This is a genomic window from Cytobacillus firmus (genome assembly GCF_023657595.1).
Taxonomy (GTDB): domain Bacteria; phylum Bacillota; class Bacilli; order Bacillales; family Cytobacillaceae; genus Cytobacillus; species Cytobacillus firmus_B.
In genome coordinates, this window is sequence record NZ_CP098323.1 from 1,866,418 (window position 1) to 1,885,367 (window position 18,950).

General features: G+C 42.7%; 18 protein-coding genes and 1 pseudogene. 14 read left to right on the plus strand and 5 right to left on the minus strand.

The annotated features are described in order from the left end of the window. Window positions 1-100: 100 nt before the first annotated feature. The 3 genes from NAF01_RS09625 to NAF01_RS09635 form a co-directional block, all read right to left on the minus strand. On the minus strand, window positions 101-451 hold the full coding sequence (locus NAF01_RS09625) for a hypothetical protein (RefSeq protein WP_250802157.1): 351 nt from the start codon (window positions 449-451) through the stop codon (window positions 101-103). A 65-nt stretch (window positions 452-516) separates the two neighbouring features. Continuing rightward, window positions 517-813, minus strand: a complete 297-nt coding sequence (locus NAF01_RS09630) for a hypothetical protein (RefSeq protein ID WP_048008953.1) — start codon at window positions 811-813, stop codon at window positions 517-519. 43 nt (window positions 814-856) lie between these two features. After that, complete coding sequence (locus NAF01_RS09635; RefSeq protein WP_048008952.1) at window positions 857-1,231, minus strand: hypothetical protein; 375 nt, start codon at window positions 1,229-1,231, stop codon at window positions 857-859. Window positions 1,232-1,539: 308 nt separating this feature from the next. Here NAF01_RS09635 and NAF01_RS09640 point away from each other — a divergent pair, with 308 nt between their 5' ends. The 6 genes and pseudogenes from NAF01_RS09640 to mutL all read left to right on the plus strand — a co-directional run bounded on the left by NAF01_RS09640 (window position 1,540) and on the right by mutL (window position 8,837). Then, a complete protein-coding gene (locus NAF01_RS09640; protein WP_048008951.1) occupies window positions 1,540-2,085 on the plus strand; it encodes an outer spore coat protein CotE in 546 nt (181 codons plus the stop codon). A gap of 155 nt (window positions 2,086-2,240) precedes the next feature. Continuing rightward, a pseudogene (locus NAF01_RS25045) lies at window positions 2,241-2,552 on the plus strand (VOC family protein); the annotation flags it as partial. Window positions 2,553-2,900: 348 nt separating this feature from the next. Continuing rightward, entirely contained in the window at window positions 2,901-3,290 is a 390-nt protein-coding gene (locus tag NAF01_RS09645) for a VOC family protein (protein WP_197217057.1), read from the plus strand. Between the two features lie 115 nt (window positions 3,291-3,405). Beyond that, window positions 3,406-4,023 carry a PH domain-containing protein gene (locus tag NAF01_RS09650; protein WP_197248100.1) on the plus strand — a complete coding sequence of 206 codons (618 nt, stop codon included), beginning with the start codon at window positions 3,406-3,408 and terminating at the stop codon, window positions 4,021-4,023. Between the two features lie 272 nt (window positions 4,024-4,295). Then, window positions 4,296-6,896 carry a DNA mismatch repair protein MutS gene (gene mutS, locus NAF01_RS09655; RefSeq protein WP_197248102.1) on the plus strand — a complete coding sequence of 867 codons (2,601 nt, stop codon included), beginning with the start codon at window positions 4,296-4,298 and terminating at the stop codon, window positions 6,894-6,896. A gap of 18 nt (window positions 6,897-6,914) precedes the next feature. Further along, the gene (gene mutL / locus NAF01_RS09660; RefSeq protein WP_250802158.1) at window positions 6,915-8,837 is read left to right on the plus strand and encodes a DNA mismatch repair endonuclease MutL; all 1,923 of its coding nucleotides are present in this window, start codon (window positions 6,915-6,917) and stop codon (window positions 8,835-8,837) included. Between the two features lie 195 nt (window positions 8,838-9,032). Here mutL and mreBH read toward each other — a convergent pair whose 3' ends face one another. Beyond that, window positions 9,033-10,040: a rod-share determining protein MreBH gene (gene mreBH / locus NAF01_RS09665; protein WP_197207308.1), complete on the minus strand. Its 1,008-nt coding sequence runs from the start codon at window positions 10,038-10,040 to the stop codon at window positions 9,033-9,035. 275 nt (window positions 10,041-10,315) lie between these two features. Between mreBH and miaA the strand changes: the two genes are divergently transcribed. The 4 genes from miaA (at window position 10,316) to NAF01_RS09685 (ending at window position 13,215) form a co-directional block, all read left to right on the plus strand. Then, window positions 10,316-11,278 carry a tRNA (adenosine(37)-N6)-dimethylallyltransferase MiaA gene (gene miaA, locus NAF01_RS09670; protein ID WP_250802159.1) on the plus strand — a complete coding sequence of 321 codons (963 nt, stop codon included), beginning with the start codon at window positions 10,316-10,318 and terminating at the stop codon, window positions 11,276-11,278. Window positions 11,279-11,305: 27 nt separating this feature from the next. Further along, the gene (gene hfq, locus NAF01_RS09675) at window positions 11,306-11,539 is read left to right on the plus strand and encodes an RNA chaperone Hfq (RefSeq protein WP_035330690.1); all 234 of its coding nucleotides are present in this window, start codon (window positions 11,306-11,308) and stop codon (window positions 11,537-11,539) included. A 419-nt stretch (window positions 11,540-11,958) separates the two neighbouring features. After that, window positions 11,959-12,909 (plus strand): stage V sporulation protein K, encoded by a 951-nt coding sequence (gene spoVK, locus NAF01_RS09680; RefSeq protein ID WP_197214904.1) that lies wholly within the window; start codon window positions 11,959-11,961, stop codon window positions 12,907-12,909. A 72-nt stretch (window positions 12,910-12,981) separates the two neighbouring features. Further along, on the plus strand, window positions 12,982-13,215 hold the full coding sequence (locus tag NAF01_RS09685; RefSeq protein ID WP_197248106.1) for a glutaredoxin family protein: 234 nt from the start codon (window positions 12,982-12,984) through the stop codon (window positions 13,213-13,215). A gap of 238 nt (window positions 13,216-13,453) precedes the next feature. Here the strand turns inward: NAF01_RS09685 and NAF01_RS09690 are convergent, their stop codons facing one another. Beyond that, window positions 13,454-14,068: a trimeric intracellular cation channel family protein gene (locus tag NAF01_RS09690; protein WP_250802160.1), complete on the minus strand. Its 615-nt coding sequence runs from the start codon at window positions 14,066-14,068 to the stop codon at window positions 13,454-13,456. Window positions 14,069-14,281: 213 nt separating this feature from the next. Between NAF01_RS09690 and hflX the strand changes: the two genes are divergently transcribed. The 4 genes from hflX to glnA all read left to right on the plus strand — a co-directional run bounded on the left by hflX (window position 14,282) and on the right by glnA (window position 18,868). Continuing rightward, a complete protein-coding gene (gene hflX / locus NAF01_RS09695) occupies window positions 14,282-15,556 on the plus strand; it encodes a GTPase HflX (protein ID WP_431189177.1) in 1,275 nt (424 codons plus the stop codon). Between the two features lie 13 nt (window positions 15,557-15,569). Next, window positions 15,570-16,841 carry a methionine gamma-lyase family protein gene (locus tag NAF01_RS09700; RefSeq protein ID WP_250802161.1) on the plus strand — a complete coding sequence of 424 codons (1,272 nt, stop codon included), beginning with the start codon at window positions 15,570-15,572 and terminating at the stop codon, window positions 16,839-16,841. Window positions 16,842-17,023: 182 nt separating this feature from the next. After that, on the plus strand, window positions 17,024-17,431 hold the full coding sequence (locus NAF01_RS09705; protein ID WP_048008930.1) for a MerR family transcriptional regulator: 408 nt from the start codon (window positions 17,024-17,026) through the stop codon (window positions 17,429-17,431). Window positions 17,432-17,533: 102 nt separating this feature from the next. Continuing rightward, window positions 17,534-18,868 (plus strand): type I glutamate--ammonia ligase, encoded by a 1,335-nt coding sequence (gene glnA / locus NAF01_RS09710; protein WP_048008929.1) that lies wholly within the window; start codon window positions 17,534-17,536, stop codon window positions 18,866-18,868. The last annotated feature ends 82 nt before the right edge of the window (window positions 18,869-18,950 follow it).

Below are 18,950 nucleotides of genomic sequence, written 5' to 3' on the forward strand. Positions count from 1 at the left end.
ACAGATACCGAGACACCCTGCACTAGTTAGTGCAGGGTGTTTTTTACGCTCTATATTTAAGGGAGGATTTGGTATTGGCCATGGGTTGTGGGGGGGCCATTTATTGGTTTCGCAATAGTTCTACTGCTTTTAAAAATTCTTTTCTATACTCCTGCTGTTCAATAATCGCAGCATTTAATGTCGACAGCAAGGATTGATTGAGCATGTTGGTTCCTGCATCATCAGACTTTTTGTCCAAAAAGTTAAGAAGGAAAGTATATACAAGGAGCAATGTCGAGTAATTATCTACATATGTGAGATTAATAGCCCGTCCGCCCTTTCCGCCGGCAGCATGGTTATTGATGGACGGTATTCCGGCTTCCGCAGCCATATCAATAAACTCCTTTGGAATACCCAGCTGCTTGAGGACTTCCGGATCCAGATCCAGCTTTTGTATATCTTGACTTAGCATGGTACTCCCTCCCTTCTTTTTGGACATTTTAAGACTCTGCATAGAAAAATGGCTTTATTTTTATATTACGCCTTATTGCTTTGCTGCTGAGTTGTAGTGTTTACGGAAATAGCTGTGGAGTCTCCTCCATTTGCAATATTGTATTGAGCGGAAAGAATCGGAATGTTGATTAGTGCAGCATTGACAGCAAATCCGCCTCCTGAAATCGGCAATTGACCGTTCAGGTTTGTTTGCGGAAGATTGGCTTGTGCAGCGAAAGTAAAAGCTTCAGCTTCGTTGCCGCTGTCTGCTCCATTTACTGCTCCTCCGCTTGGCAATACACTATTGTCATTTTCGTAATCGTCATAGCATCCTGATAGCATGGTTTTCACCTCCTTCAATTGATTGAAGTGGCTGATGCCCAGATTATGAATCTTTCTTCATCATGTCGGTAAGATCTAAATCCAAAAGTTTTTTACCATTTACAGATAGTTTTACCTGTTTATAATCCTCGGATGTTTCCACAACAGGCAGCAGATTTTTTAATGCTGGAATCATATTCCCGATCCCGGAGGAATTTTTTGCGAAGAGACCTTCCAAGTTTTTCAATGGCTTAAGAGATTCCATTAGATTTCCTTTTAACTCTTCAGACTGAATTTTTTCTAATCCTTTTGTATAAATTCCGCCCAATGATTCGGTAAATTTGGCAACCATTTGTTCTGCATATTGTTTTGCTTCTTCCCCTGTCAGCTCTTTTCCATTGATTGAAACTTTATAGCTGGAGTTCTCCTTGTCTGCCATTCCTGTTCACCTCCTTATAGATAGTTTATTATATTGATTCATTAGCCAAGCTGTCTCCGCAGGTGTAATAGGACAAACGTGCATTTTTCAATTACTTACCTATTTTGCGGGGTAAAGCCGCTTACTTATGGCAGCCATTATACATATTTAATCTCCAGCAGGGTTTGTTCAGACCGGAACATTCGCCCGCTTCCGGCATACTATAAATCATGCCAATACTTTTGCCTAACATTCATAAAAATTATCGCACACTAGTCTAATATCCCGCATAGGATGAATTGAAAATGAATGAGGAGGGTTCGCTCGCAATGGGAGATTACAGAGAGATTATAACGAAAGCGGTCGTTGCGAAAGGACGTAAATTCACACAGTCCAATCATACGATCTGCCCGTCACACCATCCGTCAAGCATACTTGGCTGCTGGATCATAAACCATACGTACGAGGCGAAAAAAGCTGGAAAAACAGTGGAAATCTGCGGCCATTATGACATTAACGTTTGGTACTCTTTTAACAATAATACAAAAACCGAAGTTGTTACCGAACGGGTTGAGTATAAAGATGTCATTAAGTTGAAGTACCGTGATCCGGACTGTTTGGATGATCATGATATCATCGCCCGTGTTTTGCAGCAGCCGAGCTGCTGTGAAGCTGTCATTTCTCCAAACGGCAACAAAATCATCGTCACAGTGGAAAGAGAATTCATGGTCGAGGTAATCGGCGAAACAAAAGTGTGTGTAGCTGTCTACCCAGACAAGTGCGAATGTGATGATGACGCTTGGGGACTTGACGTGGAAGATGAAGAATTCGAGGATTTAAATCCGGATTTTCTGGTGGGAACTGAAGAAGAGTAATGACAAACTAGGAGGTTTTACTTCCTAGTTTTTCTTTTTATACTTTCCTCTAAAATCAAGCGAAATAAGGATAGCACCTTCCATCTTTAGTCTGAATTCTTTTGAATAGCATTTACTTAGAATGGAGTTATCAGATGCAAAGGGGAGAGGCGAAGATGAAAATATTTCAAGTGAATTTAAAGTGCCATGATATGCACAAGATGAAAGAATTTTATACAAATGTGCTGGAGATGGAGCTGCTGACAGAGACTGAGAGTTATTTTACGATAATGGCTGGCACAACAAAAATTCTTTTTGAAAAAGATGATGCGATTCCTTATTATCATGTGTGTTTCCGGACAAATGCCGAATACTTTGATCATATGTATCAGAAATTAGGGGCTGAAAGTGTGCTGCTTCCAAATCAGAAAGGCGAGTACAGCATGTTTTGGAAGGGCAAGCAGGCATATTTTATCGACCCGGACGGAAATATTCTGGAGATGCTGGAACGTCCCTTAGAGGGAATAAAAAAGAAGGGGATCCAATGGCATGATGTCGGTGAGGTTGGTTTGCCTGTTAAGGATGTTGCTGCAATGAAGCTGGAATTAGATCAGTACCTGAAAAATGAACAAGTGGATTCCAGTGAGGCGTTTGCCTTTTACGGGGACAGCAAGGGGGTTTTTGTCCTGGTGAAGGAGGGAAGGAATTGGTATCCAACTGAAAGGGCTGCTTTTATTTCTCCTGTTAAAATATTTGCATCAGGACAAAGGGATGCCAGGTTTAAGCATCAGGAATATCCATACGAACTGATTGTGAGAAAAGAATGGGAAGGGAGCATCCCTGCTGTACAATTTCGGATTGCACGTCCGACAAATCAGCTTGATAAGTTTATTGCCTTTTACGAAGAAGGACTGGGTCTGAAGAGAGTCGGCGAATTTTGGAACCATGAAGGCTATGATGGGATTATGTTTGGTCTGCCTGACAGCCAGTATCATCTTGAATTTACTCAATCCAAGGAAAAAATGGAGCTTCCGCAGCCTGCTAAAGAGCATCTATTAGTTTTTTATGTGGGAGACCGTCTGGAGAGGGATAACATTGCCGACAGGCTTGCTGCTCTTGGATATCTGGAAACAGAGCCGGAAAATCCTTATTGGAGCAGAGGCGGATTGACGTTTGAAGATCCCGATGGGTGGCCGATTGTATTAATGAATACCCCGGGTATATGAGGCTATCGGTTTACCGGGATCTTTCGGTGTTATTCTTAAAATGATAAAGCCATCGTTTTCCTGTATATGTTAAAATAGCAAAGTAGTAAACTGAATTCAGAAAGGTTGAGGGTTTATGTTTAAAAAAGTTGCTTCTGATGTGCTGGGCTTAAGTGATGTGGGAAGTGTCATTCACCCGGCTGATTATGACAAAGTCGATGCAGATGATTATGTCCTGCACGAAGATAATGAGAAAATCTATTTCCTGATCAAGTCCAAATCCGATGAATATTGCTTTACAAATAAGGCGCTTATTCATTTGGATGGTACCAGCGCAGTCAGCAAAAAACGCACTTTAAAGCGCTACAGCTACCGCGAATATACCATCTCAAACGTTATGCTGGAAACAGCCGGTACAGTTGATTTGGATGTGGAAATCAAATTCATAATCGGATCTCAGGCCTTCTCGATTGACGTACATAAAAAGCATATTGAAGAATTGAAAGATTTATATAAAGCCCTGATCCGCATTTCCGAGATCTGCAGAGAAAATGAAGTTTCCATGGAATATGCTGAAAAAAGCCTAAGCTTGGCATCAAGCACCCTTGGCCGTTCAGTATCCAATCAGGATGCCAACGTAGTGGACAATTTCCGCGTATTAAATGAAACGGCCTTCAACTGGCTGATGAACAGCCGCAAGAAATACAATGTGAAAGATTTTGGGTATGTGTTTGAAAAATACATTAATAACTAAGAATCCTGGCAGCTCTCCATTGGGGAGCTGTTGTTTTATTGTGGCAAGACTGTTTTGCTGGTCACTAAAGGCAAAAAATGTTTAGCCTCTGAGTTGATTTTCGCTGTGGGCACTTGATACTCGAAACATCAAAACCTATTAAGAAATACCAAGGCAAATATTGCACATCTGAGTCACCAAATAATCTATGATATAATGAAAAAGACGTTTTTAGAGGAATCCTCTTAAACAAAACTATAAAAATAATAGATTATGAATCGTTGGAGGAAGTTATGGCAGCAGCTTACACGCCTATGATACAGCAATATTTACGGGTAAAGGCAGAATATCAGGATGCCTTTTTATTTTTTCGCCTTGGCGACTTTTACGAAATGTTTTTTGATGATGCACTTAAAGCATCACAGGAGCTTGAAATCACGTTAACGAGCCGCGAGGGAGGCACGGAAGAACGGATTCCCATGTGCGGAGTGCCATATCATTCAGCACCGGTATATATTGAACAATTGATTGAAAAAGGATACAAAGTCGCAATCTGCGAGCAAACGGAAGACCCAAAACAGGCAAAAGGCGTTGTGAAGCGGGAAGTCGTTCAGCTTATCACGCCTGGAACAATGATGGAAGGCAAAGGTCTTCAGGAAAAAGAAAACAACTACATTGCATCGATTTCTGCTTTTGAAGATGAAACCTTTGGATTTGCCACCAATGATTTATCCACAGGTGAGACGAAGGTAACAATGTTAAGCAACGGGTTCGAGGAGGTTTTGAACGAGCTGTCCATGTCAGGAGCAAAGGAAGTAGTCATCTCTTCCGACTTTGATGGGGAATGGCAGAGGAGAATGAAAGAACGCTCCGTCATGGCGATTTCTTTCGAGGATGATTGCGGAGTCCGGGACTCCTTTGAAGGACTTCTGGATGACTTAAATCAGGACAAGCTAAGGAGGACATCTTCCAGATTAATTAATTACCTGTACCGCACGCAGAAGAGAAGTCTGGATCACCTTCAAAAAGTGGCGACTTATCAAGTAAATCAATACATGAAAATCGATTATTTCTCGAAAAAGAATCTCGAGCTGACAGAGACTATTCGCAGCAAAGGCAAGAAGGGCTCGCTATTGTGGCTCCTCGATGAAACAAAGACAGCTATGGGAGGACGTCTATTAAAGCAATGGATCGACAGGCCGCTTATTGATGAACAGGAAATTAAGCTCCGACATTCTTTGGTTGAAACACTGATAGGCTCTTTCTTTGAACGAGAAGAAATCCGGGAAAAGCTGAAGGAAGTCTATGATCTGGAACGACTTGCAGGAAGAGTCGCTTTTGGAAATGTAAATGCCCGCGACCTAGTGCAGCTAAAAAAATCTCTTCAGCAGATACCTATTTTAAAAGAAATGGTCTCAAATCTGCCGAATGAGGAAGCACTGAGGCTCGCAGAGCGCCTGGATGCCTGTGAAGAAGTCACGGATACTTTGGAAAGCGCCATAATGGAAAATCCGCCGCTGTCTTTGAAGGATGGAAACATTATACAGGACGGCTATCATGAAGAGCTTGATAAATATCGCGATGCCAGCAGAAACGGGAAGACCTGGATTGCCCAGCTAGAGAAGCAGGAACGTGAAAAAACGGGCATCAAATCTTTAAAAATCGGTTTTAATCGTGTGTTTGGCTATTATATCGAAGTAACCCGCGCAAATCTGCACCTTCTTCAGGAAGGACAATATGAGCGTAAGCAGACCCTTACCAATGCAGAGCGATTTATTACGCCTGAATTGAAGGAAAAAGAGGCACTCATACTGGAAGCGCAGGAAAAGTGTGTGGAGCTCGAATATGAATTATTTACGAATGTCCGCGAATATATAAAAGAATATATTCCGAGATTGCAAAAGCTGGCGAAAACGGTTAGTGAGCTGGATGTTCTTCAGTGCTTCGCCGCTGTCAGCGAACAGAGACATTATACAAAGCCAAATTTTTCAAATGAAAGACGGGTTTATATCAAAGACGGCCGCCATCCAGTCGTTGAAAAGGTGCTGAACGCACAGGAATATGTGCCTAATGACTGTTATATGGATGCGGACAGGGAAATGCTGCTGATTACCGGGCCGAATATGTCCGGTAAAAGTACGTATATGAGGCAAATCGCATTGACCGCGATTTTAGCGCAAATCGGCTGCTATGTGCCTGCTTCTGAAGCCGTGCTGCCGATTTTCGACCAGGTATTTACGAGAATAGGGGCTGCCGATGACCTTATTTCCGGCCAGAGTACGTTCATGGTCGAGATGCTTGAAGCGAGAAATGCCATCGTGAATGCCACTCAAAACAGTTTGATTCTGTTCGATGAAATCGGACGAGGAACTTCCACCTATGATGGAATGGCTTTGGCGCAGGCAATCATTGAATATATACACAACCGGATTGGTGCGAAGACTTTGTTTTCCACTCACTACCATGAATTGACCGTGCTTGAAGAAGATCTGCAAAAAGTGAAAAACATCCATGTCAGCGCTGTCGAGCAAAATGGACGGGTTGTATTCCTTCATAAAATTAAAGAAGGAGCAGCAGATAAGAGTTACGGAATCCATGTTGCCCAGCTTGCAGAGCTGCCGAATGAACTGATTGTCAGGGCAAATGAAATTTTAACAGGGCTGGAATCGAACGACCCTCATCAAGTTAAAAATGAGATTCCTGCTGCAGAAAAGATTGAAGAGCCTGCTGCGCAATTATCCTTTTTCGAGGAACCTGAAGACGTGAAGAAAGCTTCAATAAGCTCTAAAGATAAGAAGATCATTGATAAAGTCAGAGCGCTCGATATTCTGGATATGACGCCAATGCAGGCATTAAATACATTATATGAGCTGCACAGGAAATTGAAGAATTAATATACAGGGGGTGACGAGATGGGGAAAATCATTCAGCTCGATGATTCGCTTTCAAATAAGATTGCTGCCGGCGAGGTGGTGGAGCGGCCTGCATCAGTGGTAAAGGAATTGATGGAGAACTCTATTGATGCAGGAAGCACGATTATTGAAATTGAAGTGGAAGAGGCCGGCCTGGCTAAAATTCGCATCATTGATAATGGCGACGGCATTGAGGAAGATGATGTCCTGAATGCCTTTCATCGCCATGCTACCAGTAAAATAAAAGACGAAAATGACCTTTTCCGCATCCGCACGCTCGGATTCCGTGGCGAGGCCTTGCCCAGTATTGCGTCTGTTTCCAGAATTGAGATGAAAACTTCAACTGGCGATGCGGGAACGCGCGTCGTCATCGAAGGCGGAAAAGTGGACGTGATGGAAAAGGCGCCCGGCAGAAAAGGGACTGACCTGACCGTAACGGATTTATTTTTCAACACTCCGGCACGGCTTAAATATATGAAGACGATTCACACAGAGCTTGGCAATATTACAGATGTGGTTAACAGGCTGGCACTTGCCCATCCGGAGGTCGCCATCCGCCTGATTCATAATGAGCGTAAGCTTCTGCAGACGAATGGAAACGGGGATGTCCGGCAGGTGCTTGCAGCTATTTATGGAATTAATATCGTGAAAAAGATGGTTCGGATTGAAGCAAGCTCACTTGATTTTAAAATCAGCGGCTATGCAGCACTGCCGGAAATTACAAGGGCGTCAAGAAACTACATTTCCACCATGATCAATGGACGATTTATCAAGAATTACTCATTGGCAAAAGCCATTCAGGAGGGGTATCATACACTGCTGCCAATCGGCCGCTACCCGATTGTACTCCTGAACATTGATATGGATCCGCTCCTTGTCGATGTGAACGTCCATCCGTCGAAAATGGAGGTGCGCTTAAGCAAGGAACATGAATTGAATGAGCTTGTATCAGGTGCTTTGAAGGCTGCATTTAAAATAGAGGAACTGATTCCTTCCGGGTTTACACAGCCGAAAAGCCTGAAGCCCAAGTCGGAACAGACAGCTCTTAATCTGGATCATTTGCCGGAGCAGCGCGAGCAGGTGTCTTCTTTTGTGCGTGAAACGAGGGAGGAGGCTGTTCGGCAAAATTCGGACAGAGCTGTTCTGCAAAGCTCACAAAGTCCTCCAGCCGAACCGCAAGCAGCAAAAACTCCTGACTTACAGGATGCACCTTCCATGGACTTTAGTCCTTCATCAGAAGATTTGCCTCAAGCGGATCCGCACATATTCCAGTCCGAAGAGCCGAGAGCTGCAGGAATGGAACAGTTTTTCGCAGAGACTGCCACGGTAGAGGAGCCATCGCGTGTGCCCCCGCTTTATCCGATCGGGCAAATGCATGGGACTTATATTTTTGCCCAAAATGACCGTGGCCTTTATATCATTGATCAGCACGCCGCCCAGGAGCGGATCAAGTACGAGTATTTCAGGGAGAAAGTCGGCCAGGTTGAAAGCGAATTGCAGGAAATGCTCATACCGCTGACCTTTGAATACTCAACGGATGATTATATTAAAATTGATGAATACAAAGGCGAACTTGAAAAAGTGGGGGTATTTCTGGAGCAGTTCGGACATAACAGCTTTATCGTCCGTTCCCACCCGCAATGGCTGCCAAAAGGCGAAGAACAGGAAATCATTGAGGATATGATTGAACAACTCTTAGCCATGAAGAGAGTCGATATTAAAAAACTGCGCGAGGAAGCTGCCATCATGATGAGCTGTAAAGCTTCCATTAAAGCGAACCACCATCTGCGCAATGATGAAATCCAGGCGCTGCTTGATGAATTGCGGAGGTCCTCCGATCCGTTCACATGCCCGCATGGACGGCCGATCATCATTCATTATTCGACTTATGAAATGGAGAAAATGTTTAAGCGGGTAATGTAGAAAGAGAGGGACGCTGAACCTGAGTGGTTCGGCGTTTTTAATTTATAGACTATAATAATGTTATGTAAACAAAACAGGATTTTCGCTCTAACAACTATCTTTTCGCTCATAAAAAACGAAATATCGCTCAAAACGTTTCTATACCAAACAAAAAAAGCATCCATTTCGTATAATGGATGCTCTTAATCTATAACCTTATCTTACCAATGTATGCATCTTATCAATATATTTTAATGCAACCCCTGTTCCAACCGCTACAGATTCAAGAGGATTTGGAGCTAGGTGCACAGGCACAACAATTTCTTGGGATAACCAATCCTGCATGCCATTAAGGAGGGCGCCGCCGCCGGATAAAATAACTCCGCGGTCAACGATGTCACCGCTCAGTTCGGCAGGGCTGTCTTCTAAAGTGGCACGGATGGCCTCCAGAATATGCAGGAGTGCTTCTCTCATTGCATCACGAATCTCATATGAAGACAATATAATTGTTTTTGGCAAGCCAGTCACTAGGTCCCGGCCACGGACTTCCATTGTCATTTCTTCATGGTCGACTAATGCATAGCCAATTTCCATCTTAATTTTTTCTGCTGTTCTTTCCCCTATAAGGACATTGTATTCTTTGCGAACATGCTGAATAATGTCATCATCGAGTCTGTCACCGCCAATACGGATGGAATGGCAGGCAACAACACCGCCAAATGAAATGATGGCGACTTCAGTTGAACCGCCGCCAATATCTACAACAACGTTTGCAACGGGCTCATCAACAGGCATGCCAGCCCCTATTGCAGCTGCTACCGGTTCTTCAATAAGATGTACTTTTTTTGCCCCAGCATTTCGTACTGCGTCCTGAATAGCTCTTCTCTCTACAGAAGTAGAACCTGAAGGAGTACATACGACCACGTTAGGCTTTCTGATCGCGAATCCGACTTTTTTCGATGCTTTTCGCATAACTTGGCGAAGCATTTCAGTCGTCGTGTCATAATCCGCGATAACCCCGTCTTTTAGCGGACGGATGGCAACGATGCGGCCTGGTGTTTTACCAATCATTTCTTTTGCTTCTTTACCAACAGCTAACACTTTTTTCGTTTCTGTATCAATTGCTACTACAGACGGTTCGTTTAAGATAATTCCTTTTGTTTTGCTGTATACAAGAATATTAGCAGTTCCTAAGTCAATTCCAATTTCAGATGTATTTATCATGAATTATTCACCCAATTTCAAATTTATATTGTCACGATATAGCCTTCTAATAAATTAACATGATTTTGGGGGTTAGCCTTGAATTGTTATGGAATCGTTAATAAAATGTAATTTTATAAGAAAATTTTAGGGAAATTGTCGAATAGGATGGGTAAAACTTGTTCATAATGCATAAATGTTCTGTTTTTGTAAAAAGAATGGTAAGATGATACCTGAAAAATTTTCCTGCTTTATGTTAGGATAATAAATAGAATGGCAGTAAAGGCAGTGAACAGATGATTGAAAAAGAAAAGCTGGCAGTGCTGATTGGCCCTACAGCTGTCGGAAAAACAAAATTAAGCATTCTGCTGGCGAAAAGATTTAATGCCGAGATTATCAGCGGAGATTCTATGCAAATATATAAAAGCATGGATATCGGCACGGCAAAAATTAAAGAGGAAGAGATGGAAGGGATACCGCATCATCTAATTGACATCAAATATCCTGAAGATCCTTTTTCGGCAGCTGAATTTCAGAAACTGGTCCGAAGCAAAATCACAGAGGTTACTTCAAGAGGCAAACTTCCAATGATCGTTGGAGGTACGGGATTGTATATTCAATCCGTTATTTATGATTATCAATTCTCTGATGCGCCTTCAGATGAAGAATTCAGAAAAACATTGGAGGAACGCGCCGAAAGGGAAGGGAACGATGCCCTTTTTAAGGAGCTTTTGGCCATAGACCCTGATAGTGCAGAAAAAATTCACCCCAATAACATTCGAAGAGTGGTCAGGGCATTGGAAATTTACCATTGCACAGGGAAACCGATGTCTCAGTATCAGGAGAATCAGGATCCAGAACTTCTTTATGATACGGCACTGATTGGGTTGACCATGGATCGGGAGACCTTATATGAACGCATCAATTTCCGAGTTGAGATCATGATGAAGGAAGGCTTGCTTGAAGAAGTGAGATCCCTATATGATCAGGGGTTAAAGGATTGCCAGTCTATACAGGCCATCGGGTATAAAGAGCTGTATGATTACTTTAATGGATGTGTTTCTCTGGAGGATGCCGTAGGAAATCTGAAGCAAAATTCAAGAAGATATGCAAAAAGGCAGCTGACATGGTTTCGAAACAAGATGAATGTGGAATGGTTTGATATGTCCGATTCAGTCGATCCTCATGAGTTTGAAAAAAAATTCGCTGAAATTTCTGCTCATATTGAAGGAAAGCTGAAAATAAAATCGAATACATAATGATAGAGATAAAAGAGGAGGATTATAATGAAATCAGCAATCAATATTCAAGATCAGGTACTTAACCAGCTACGCAAGGATAATACGAATTGTACCGTGTTCTTATTAAACGGATTCCAAATTAGAGGCTGTATTAAAGGCTTTGATAATTTTACTGTACTATTTGAATCAGAAGGAAAGCAGCAGCTTGTTTACAAGCATGCGATTTCAACATTTGTCCCCCAGCGCAATGTTCAGTTGGATTTAGAAAACCAGCAATAGAATATAACACAGTAAGGATGAAAAGCCCGCTTTGAATGAAGCGGGCTATTTTCTTATGTCAGAGCGATAAGAAAGGCAAAAATATTTAATGAAATGGACCCTATCTGAATACATATAGGTATGGGAATTTATTGTTTCTATGAGGGCAAGCTGACTGCGGGCCCGTTTCCCTTGTCCATTATGAACGGCTTAATTACTCTGTGCCATGCCGAAAGGGAGTATAGCCATAGCTGATGGAAGTTTCACCTTATTTCTCGGGAAACCGCAAGAACCGACACTCCTGCATCATTGATTGCTGAAATGGACGGGAACATGTCGTATTTTAGCCTAATAACCGTAATCTCGCGGATGCATATAGGCTTTTGTCACAACGATTACTTCTATGCGTATACTGTGCTAAGAATGTGAGGTGATAGCTTTTGGACCAGCCGATTCGCCTGAAAAATAACGGACAGATCAGCATCGTGCTCAATTCACAAAAGCGTAAAACATACACAAAAGAGCTTCCCGAATCCCAAGCGGCTCCAAAAGTCATTCCGGTTGAGCATACAGCTCTCAAAGAAATTGAAGAAGAACTAGGCGCTCTTGTGGGAATGGAAGAAATGAAGAAAATGATCAAGGAGATTTATGCCTGGATTTATGTGAATAAAAAACGGGAAGAAGCCGGTCTCAAAGCTGGAAAGCAAGCATTGCATATGATGTTTAAAGGCAATCCCGGCACAGGTAAAACAACGGTTGCCCGATTAATAGGCAAGCTTTTTCAAAAAATGAATGTGCTGTCAAAAGGACATCTGATTGAAGCAGAGCGGGCCGACCTTGTCGGTGAATACATTGGTCATACTGCACAAAAGACGAGGGATCTGGTCAAAAAAGCGATTGGCGGGATTCTTTTTATCGACGAAGCGTACTCATTAGGGAGAGGCGGAGAAAAAGACTTTGGCAAGGAAGCCATTGACACCCTTGTCAAGCATATGGAAGACAGACAGCATGACTTTATCCTGATTTTGGCAGGCTATTCCAGAGAAATGAATCATTTCTTGACGCTGAACCCGGGTCTTCATTCCCGTTTTCCCCTTGTTGTTGACTTCCCTGATTACTCGATAGAGCAGCTGATGGAAATTGGGCAGAGGATGCTAAAGGAAAGGGAGTATAGTTTAAGTCACGAATCCGAAAAGAAACTGAGGGAGCACTTGCATTTTGTAAAAACCAATCTCAGCCCCAACAGTTTTTCCAACGGGCGCTACATTCGAAACATTCTTGAAAAATCTATCAGGGCACAGGCCATGCGCCTGTTAATGCAAAACAGCTATGACAAACATGATCTTATGACTATCAGGAGCAATGATTTGGTGTTTGAAGAAGCTGATTAAGGGGATATTGTAATAAAATAGACAGTGTCAATGAACATTGGCATTGTCTTTTTACTGGAGGAGGAATGTATAATGAATGTAATTACAGTTTATACTACGAATACTTGTCCGTATTGTACGATGGTGAAGAACTTCCTGGATCAGCAGGGGCTGGAGTTTAAAGAGGTTAATGTCCAGAATGACCAGAGAGAGGCACAAAAACTGGTTGAAACCACAGGCCAAATGGGAGTGCCTCAAATTAATGTGAATGGAAAATGGGTCATTGGCTTTGATCCAAATACAATCATGGCGAATGTAAAGCAATAATATAGTGAGACCTGCTCGTGGTATGAGCAGGTCTTTTTTTGGGAATTGTGAACTCTGCAAATAAAATTGCATACTTGCAAATAAAGTACCTGTATCCGCAAACAAATAGGAAATTTTGCAAAGAAAGTGCATGAACTTGCAAACAAACAGCTTAAATCTGCAAATACACATCTGATGCCAGCCCTTTCTTTCAATAAAGTATGTTAGTTTGCTGGTATTTAACGCAAAAAGCACCGGCTTAAGCCGATGCTTTTGTCCCCAGCCTCTTAACGGGAAGCTTCCAATTATATGTGTAAGATAAAACCCTCAGAGCGGTAATGATGATAAACAAAGCATAAAGTTCAAACGGCGCTGAGGTGATTCCGAGTCCGACTGCGAAGCCGCAAAGGATAGCCCAGACAGCATAAATTTCAGATCGTAATACAAGCGGTTTTCTTCTTGCAAGAAGATCGCGGACTATTCCCCCGCCGCTTCCTGTTAATACAGCTGCCACAATTACAGCGCTTAAAGGATGATTCATTTCCGTTGCGTACAATGCTCCTTGAATGGCAAATGCGGATAATCCAATTGCGTCAGTGAAATTGCCCCATTTTTGCCAGTGTTTGAGCAGGTTGTTCGGGAACAGCATTACTGCTGTGATGGATAAAAGGGCAATCTGAAAAAATAACCCCTGTTCCCAAAGGGCAGAGACAGGAACACCTATTAGCAGGTTTCGGATGGCACCGCCGCCAAAAGCAGTAACAATCCCGAGGATATAAACACCCAATATATCATATTCTTCTTCCATGGCTACAATTGCACCGCTGACAGCAAACGCAATAGTGCCAATCATACTTAAAACTTCCCATGTCATATGCCATTTCTCCTCAAGATGCAAATCTCTAAATCTATTTTTGTCTGAGTAAATTACAATCGTAAATTCTTTCCAAACAATATGATTTTAACACGGAAAAAAAGAAATTCAACCTTTTTTACACATTTTAAACGTAATGTCCAAAGGCCTATCAATTAGCGATGAGATTAGTATTTGACCAGTTTTTTTGTTATTATCAATTAAAATAAGAATATGAAAGAGGGATGCTGGTTGGAACATAAGCCAGATTATGAAAAAGTCATTCTTGTCGGCTGTCATACTGAAGAAGATGATCAGCGGTTTGAATATTCAATGGAAGAACTAGAATCCTTAACGGAGACTGCCAACGGGAAAGTATTAGCTTCGGTAACACAAAAAAGGGTACGGGTTCATCCGTCTACATATATAGGAAAAGGAAAAGTGGAGGAACTGGCTGCACTTCAAGAAGAAGTGGAAGCAGATATTATCATATTTAACGATGAGCTTTCACCAAGCCAGGTTCGAAATCTATCTGCAGATTTGGATGCACGAATCATTGACCGCACACAGCTGATATTAGATATCTTTGCTCAGAGAGCGCGCTCTAAAGAAGGGAAACTGCAGGTTGAGCTGGCTCAATTGCAGTATCTGCTGCCGCGCCTGTCAGGCCAGGGCGTCCAGCTTTCAAGACTTGGAGGGGGAATCGGCACAAGGGGCCCGGGTGAGACCAAGCTGGAGTCAGACCGCCGGCATATCCGCCGCCGGATTGATGATATTAAGACCCAGCTTTCCGTCATTGTGCAGCACCGGGACAGATATCGTGAACGGAGGAAGAAAAACAAAGCATTCCAAATTGCGCTTGTCGGCTATACAAACGCAGGGAAGTCCACGATTTTTAACCGGCTGTCTGAAGCAGAATCTTATGAAGAGAACCAGCTGTTCGCCACACTTGACCCAATGACCCGCAAGCTGATTTTGCCAAGCGGATTCATTACACTTGTGACAGATACAGTCGGATTTATTCAGGATTTGCCGACTACGCTGATTGCGGCCTTCCGTTCCACCCTGGAAGAAGTAAAGGAAGCAGATCTACTTCTTCATGTAGTTGATATGTCCAATCCGGATTATTACCAGCATGAGCAGACAGTCAATAAACTAATAGAAGATTTGGAAAATGATAAAATACCGCAGCTGACGGTATATAATAAGAGAGATTTAAGGCATCCTGATTTTGTCCCGACCGCCAGGACAGAAACAATTCAGATCAGTGCCTTTGAAGAAATTGACCGCAATGAGCTGAAACGGAAAATCGAGCAGATGATCCTGGGGATGATGAAGCATTACCATGTTGAGGTGCCATCGACAGAAGGGAAACTGCTGTCACAGCTCAAGAATGAAACCATCCTGAGGGAATTGACTTTTAATGAAGACAAAGAACTCTACGTCTGCAAGGGCTATTACCTCGAAGACCATCAGATCTCAGGACCATTAACGAAATATACCGTATAGTTAGGAGAACATCATGTTTCAACAGTTATCACAAGGAGAAAAGCTGCAGCCGATTGTAAAAGAAGTGGAGCAGCAAATTTCAGAAGTATTAAAGACCATTGATGAGCGGATTGATGAGAACCAATTCCGTGTATTAAAGAGCTTTCAAAATTTCAAAGTCAGCGATTCTCATTTCATTCCATCAACCGGTTACGGTTACGATGATATCGGCAGGGATACATTGGAGGAAATATATGCAGAAGTATTCGGCGGGGAAGCTGGATTAGTGCGTCCTCAGATTATTTCAGGCACTCATGCCATTTCCATTGCACTCTTTGGCGTATTGCGGCCGGGTGATGAATTGCTGTACATAACAGGCAAGCCATATGACACACTGGAAGAAATCGTTGGAATCCGGGGAACAGGCAGCGGCTCGCTGAAAGAGTTCGGCATTGGGTACAATAGCATCCCGCTGAATGACGATGGAAGCATCAATTACTCTGCGGTTGAAAAAGCCATCAGGCCGAACACGAAAATGATTGGCATTCAGCGTTCTAAAGGATACGCAACAAGACCATCTTTTACAATTGAACAAATAGAAGAAATGATTCAGTTTGTAAGAGAAATTAAATCGGATGTGATTGTTTTTGTTGACAATTGCTACGGAGAGTTTGTAGAGGACAGGGAGCCTTGCCATGTTGGGGCAGATTTGATGGCCGGGTCGCTAATCAAGAACCCTGGCGGCGGGATCGCCAAGACTGGGGGTTATATTGTCGGGAAGAAACAATGGGTGGAAGCATGTTCCTACCGAATGACATCCCCGGGAATTGGTGCAGAAGCGGGTGCGTCCCTGTACAGCCTTCAGGAAATGTATCAGGGCTTTTTCCTAGCTCCACACGTTGTCGGCCAGGCATTGAAAGGAGCTGTTTTTACAGCAGCACTGCTTGAGCGGCTTGGAATGAACTCTAATCCAAAATGGGACAGTAAAAGAACTGATTTAATTCAATCTGTCCAATTTAATGATAAAGAAAAAATGGTGGCATTTTGCCAGGCGATTCAATTTGCATCTCCTGTTAATTCCCATGTAACTGCCTATCCTGCTTATATGCCTGGATATGAAGACGATGTAATTATGGCAGCAGGGACTTTTATTCAGGGTGCAAGCATTGAACTGACAGCAGATGGACCTATTAGGCCTCCATACGTTGCATACGTTCAGGGCGGGCTGACTTATTCTCATGTGAAAATGGCTGTATGCATCGCGCTGAACCAATTGCTGGAAAAAGGTTTAGTCCAAATAAATTAGGTAAATATAAGAGGGACAGCTACATAGTTAGCTGTCCCTTTGCTTTACTGAGAATTATATGAAAATATGAAAGGCAAAAATTTTTTGAAAAAATCATGTCATAAAATCTAACATGGTATTGACACATTTTCTGACATTACATATAATAAACTCAAGAAGTAATTGAAAAGGGGGAGAAAAAGTTGACTGGAAGCGAAATTAGACGTTCCATGCCGCTTTTCCCAATTGGTACCGTCATGCAGCTGACTGACTTGACTGCAAGGCAGATTCGCTACTATGAAGAACACCAATTAATTTCTCCAGCTAGAACTGACGGAAATAGAAGGCTTTTTTCCTTGAACGACATCGATGTCCTTCTGGAAATCAAAGATCTAATTGATCAAGGCGTAAATATGGCCGGGATCAAGCAGCTATTTTTCGTTAAAGAACAGCAAGCGCTAACTGAAACCATGAATAAAGAAGCTGAAAAAGCGAGACGCGATCTATCGGATGAAGAAATCCGGAAACTTCTTCGCAAGGAAATTGTGCAGGCAGGGCGTTTTAATCGCTCTTCATCCCGGCAGGGCAACATCCACCGCTTTTTCCATTAAGAAGGTCGTTTTTAAGCTCGTTGATAATGTCTTGGATTTCCGAGCACGCATTAACAGAGCAAAAAATAAATCAATCATGTAAATTTAAGGGAGGAACTACCATTGGCAAAGTTTACTAAAGAAGATATTAAACGTATTGCAGAAGAGGAAAATGTGAAATTTGTCCGTTTACAGTTTACGGACATCCTTGGAACAATTAAGAATGTGGAAATTCCAATCAGCCAGCTTGAAAAAGCGCTGGATAACAAAATGATGTTTGATGGATCTTCAATCGAAGGTTTTGTGCGCATTGAAGAGTCTGACATGAATCTATATCCAGACCTTGATACTTGGGTAGTATTTCCTTGGACTGCTGAAAAAGGCAAAGTGGCACGTCTGATTTGTGATATCTATAATCCAGATGGAACTCCATTCCTTGGCGATCCGCGCAGCAACCTAAAACGCATCCTTAAAGAAATGGAAGACCTTGGATACACTGATTTTAACTTAGGGCCTGAACCGGAATTCTTCCTTTTTAAGCTTGACCATGCAGGGGAACCGACTCTGGAACTAAATGACAATGGCGGATACTTCGACCTTGCTCCAACTGATCTTGGCGAAAACTGCCGCCGTGATATCGTACTTGAGCTGGAAGAAATGGGCTTTGAAATTGAAGCTTCCCACCATGAGGTTGCACCTGGCCAGCACGAAATCGACTTCAAGTATGCGGATGCTTTAACAGCTTGTGACCAAATTCAGACATTCAAGCTAGTTGTTAAAACCATTGCCCGCAAGCATGGCTTGCATGCGACATTCATGCCGAAGCCATTATTCGGAGTCAGCGGATCCGGAATGCACTGCAACGTTTCACTTTTCAAGGATGGAAAAAATGCATTCTTCAATGAAACCGGCGATCTTCAATTAAGTGATGATGCCCGCCACTTTATTGCTGGTATCGTGAACCATGCAACTGCATTTACAGCTGTGACAAACCCTATCGTTAACTCATACAAGCGTCTGGTTCCTGGTTATGAAGCACCTTGCTATGTTGCCTGGTCTGCACAAAACCGTTCACCTCTCATCCGTATCCCTGCTTCCCGCGGAGTAAGTACACGTGTTGAGGTGCGGAGCGTTGACCCTGCTGCAAACCCATACCTTGCTATGGCTGTATTATTAAAAGCTGGCCTGGACGGAATCAAAAATAAAATGACTCCTCCTGCTCCAGTGGACCGCAATATCTATGTCATGACAAAAGAAGAGCGTGAGGAAGAGGGAATCAAGGATCTGCCTCCTACATTGGCAGCAGCCCTTGAAGAACTAAAGAGAGATGAGGTAATTGTTTCTGCTCTCGGCGATCACATTTTTGAACATTTCATTGAGGCGAAAGAAATCGAGTGGGATATGTTCCGTACGCAAGTGCATCCATGGGAGCGCGAGCAGTACCTGAGCATGTATTAAAAAGTAACCCCCTTGACACCATTGGTGTTGAGGGGTTTTTGTATTCGGGCAGAAATTTTTTAATAGTTATGTTTTTTGCTTT

Coding starts and splice junctions, on each gene's coding strand:
- NAF01_RS09625 (WP_250802157.1), bottom strand. CDS start 451: ATGCTAAGTCAAGATATACAAAAGCTGGATCTGGATCCGGAAGTCCTC.
- NAF01_RS09630 (WP_048008953.1), bottom strand. CDS start 813: ATGCTATCAGGATGCTATGACGATTACGAAAATGACAATAGTGTATTG.
- NAF01_RS09635 (WP_048008952.1), bottom strand. CDS start 1,231: ATGGCAGACAAGGAGAACTCCAGCTATAAAGTTTCAATCAATGGAAAA.
- NAF01_RS09640 (WP_048008951.1), top strand. CDS start 1,540: ATGGGAGATTACAGAGAGATTATAACGAAAGCGGTCGTTGCGAAAGGA.
- NAF01_RS09650 (WP_197248100.1), top strand. CDS start 3,406: ATGTTTAAAAAAGTTGCTTCTGATGTGCTGGGCTTAAGTGATGTGGGA.
- mutS (WP_197248102.1), top strand. CDS start 4,296: ATGGCAGCAGCTTACACGCCTATGATACAGCAATATTTACGGGTAAAG.
- mutL (WP_250802158.1), top strand. CDS start 6,915: ATGGGGAAAATCATTCAGCTCGATGATTCGCTTTCAAATAAGATTGCT.
- mreBH (WP_197207308.1), bottom strand. CDS start 10,040: ATGATAAATACATCTGAAATTGGAATTGACTTAGGAACTGCTAATATT.
- miaA (WP_250802159.1), top strand. CDS start 10,316: ATGATTGAAAAAGAAAAGCTGGCAGTGCTGATTGGCCCTACAGCTGTC.
- hfq (WP_035330690.1), top strand. CDS start 11,306: ATGAAATCAGCAATCAATATTCAAGATCAGGTACTTAACCAGCTACGC.
- NAF01_RS09685 (WP_197248106.1), top strand. CDS start 12,982: ATGAATGTAATTACAGTTTATACTACGAATACTTGTCCGTATTGTACG.
- NAF01_RS09690 (WP_250802160.1), bottom strand. CDS start 14,068: ATGACATGGGAAGTTTTAAGTATGATTGGCACTATTGCGTTTGCTGTC.
- hflX (WP_431189177.1), top strand. CDS start 14,282: ATGAAAGAGGGATGCTGGTTGGAACATAAGCCAGATTATGAAAAAGTC.
- NAF01_RS09700 (WP_250802161.1), top strand. CDS start 15,570: ATGTTTCAACAGTTATCACAAGGAGAAAAGCTGCAGCCGATTGTAAAA.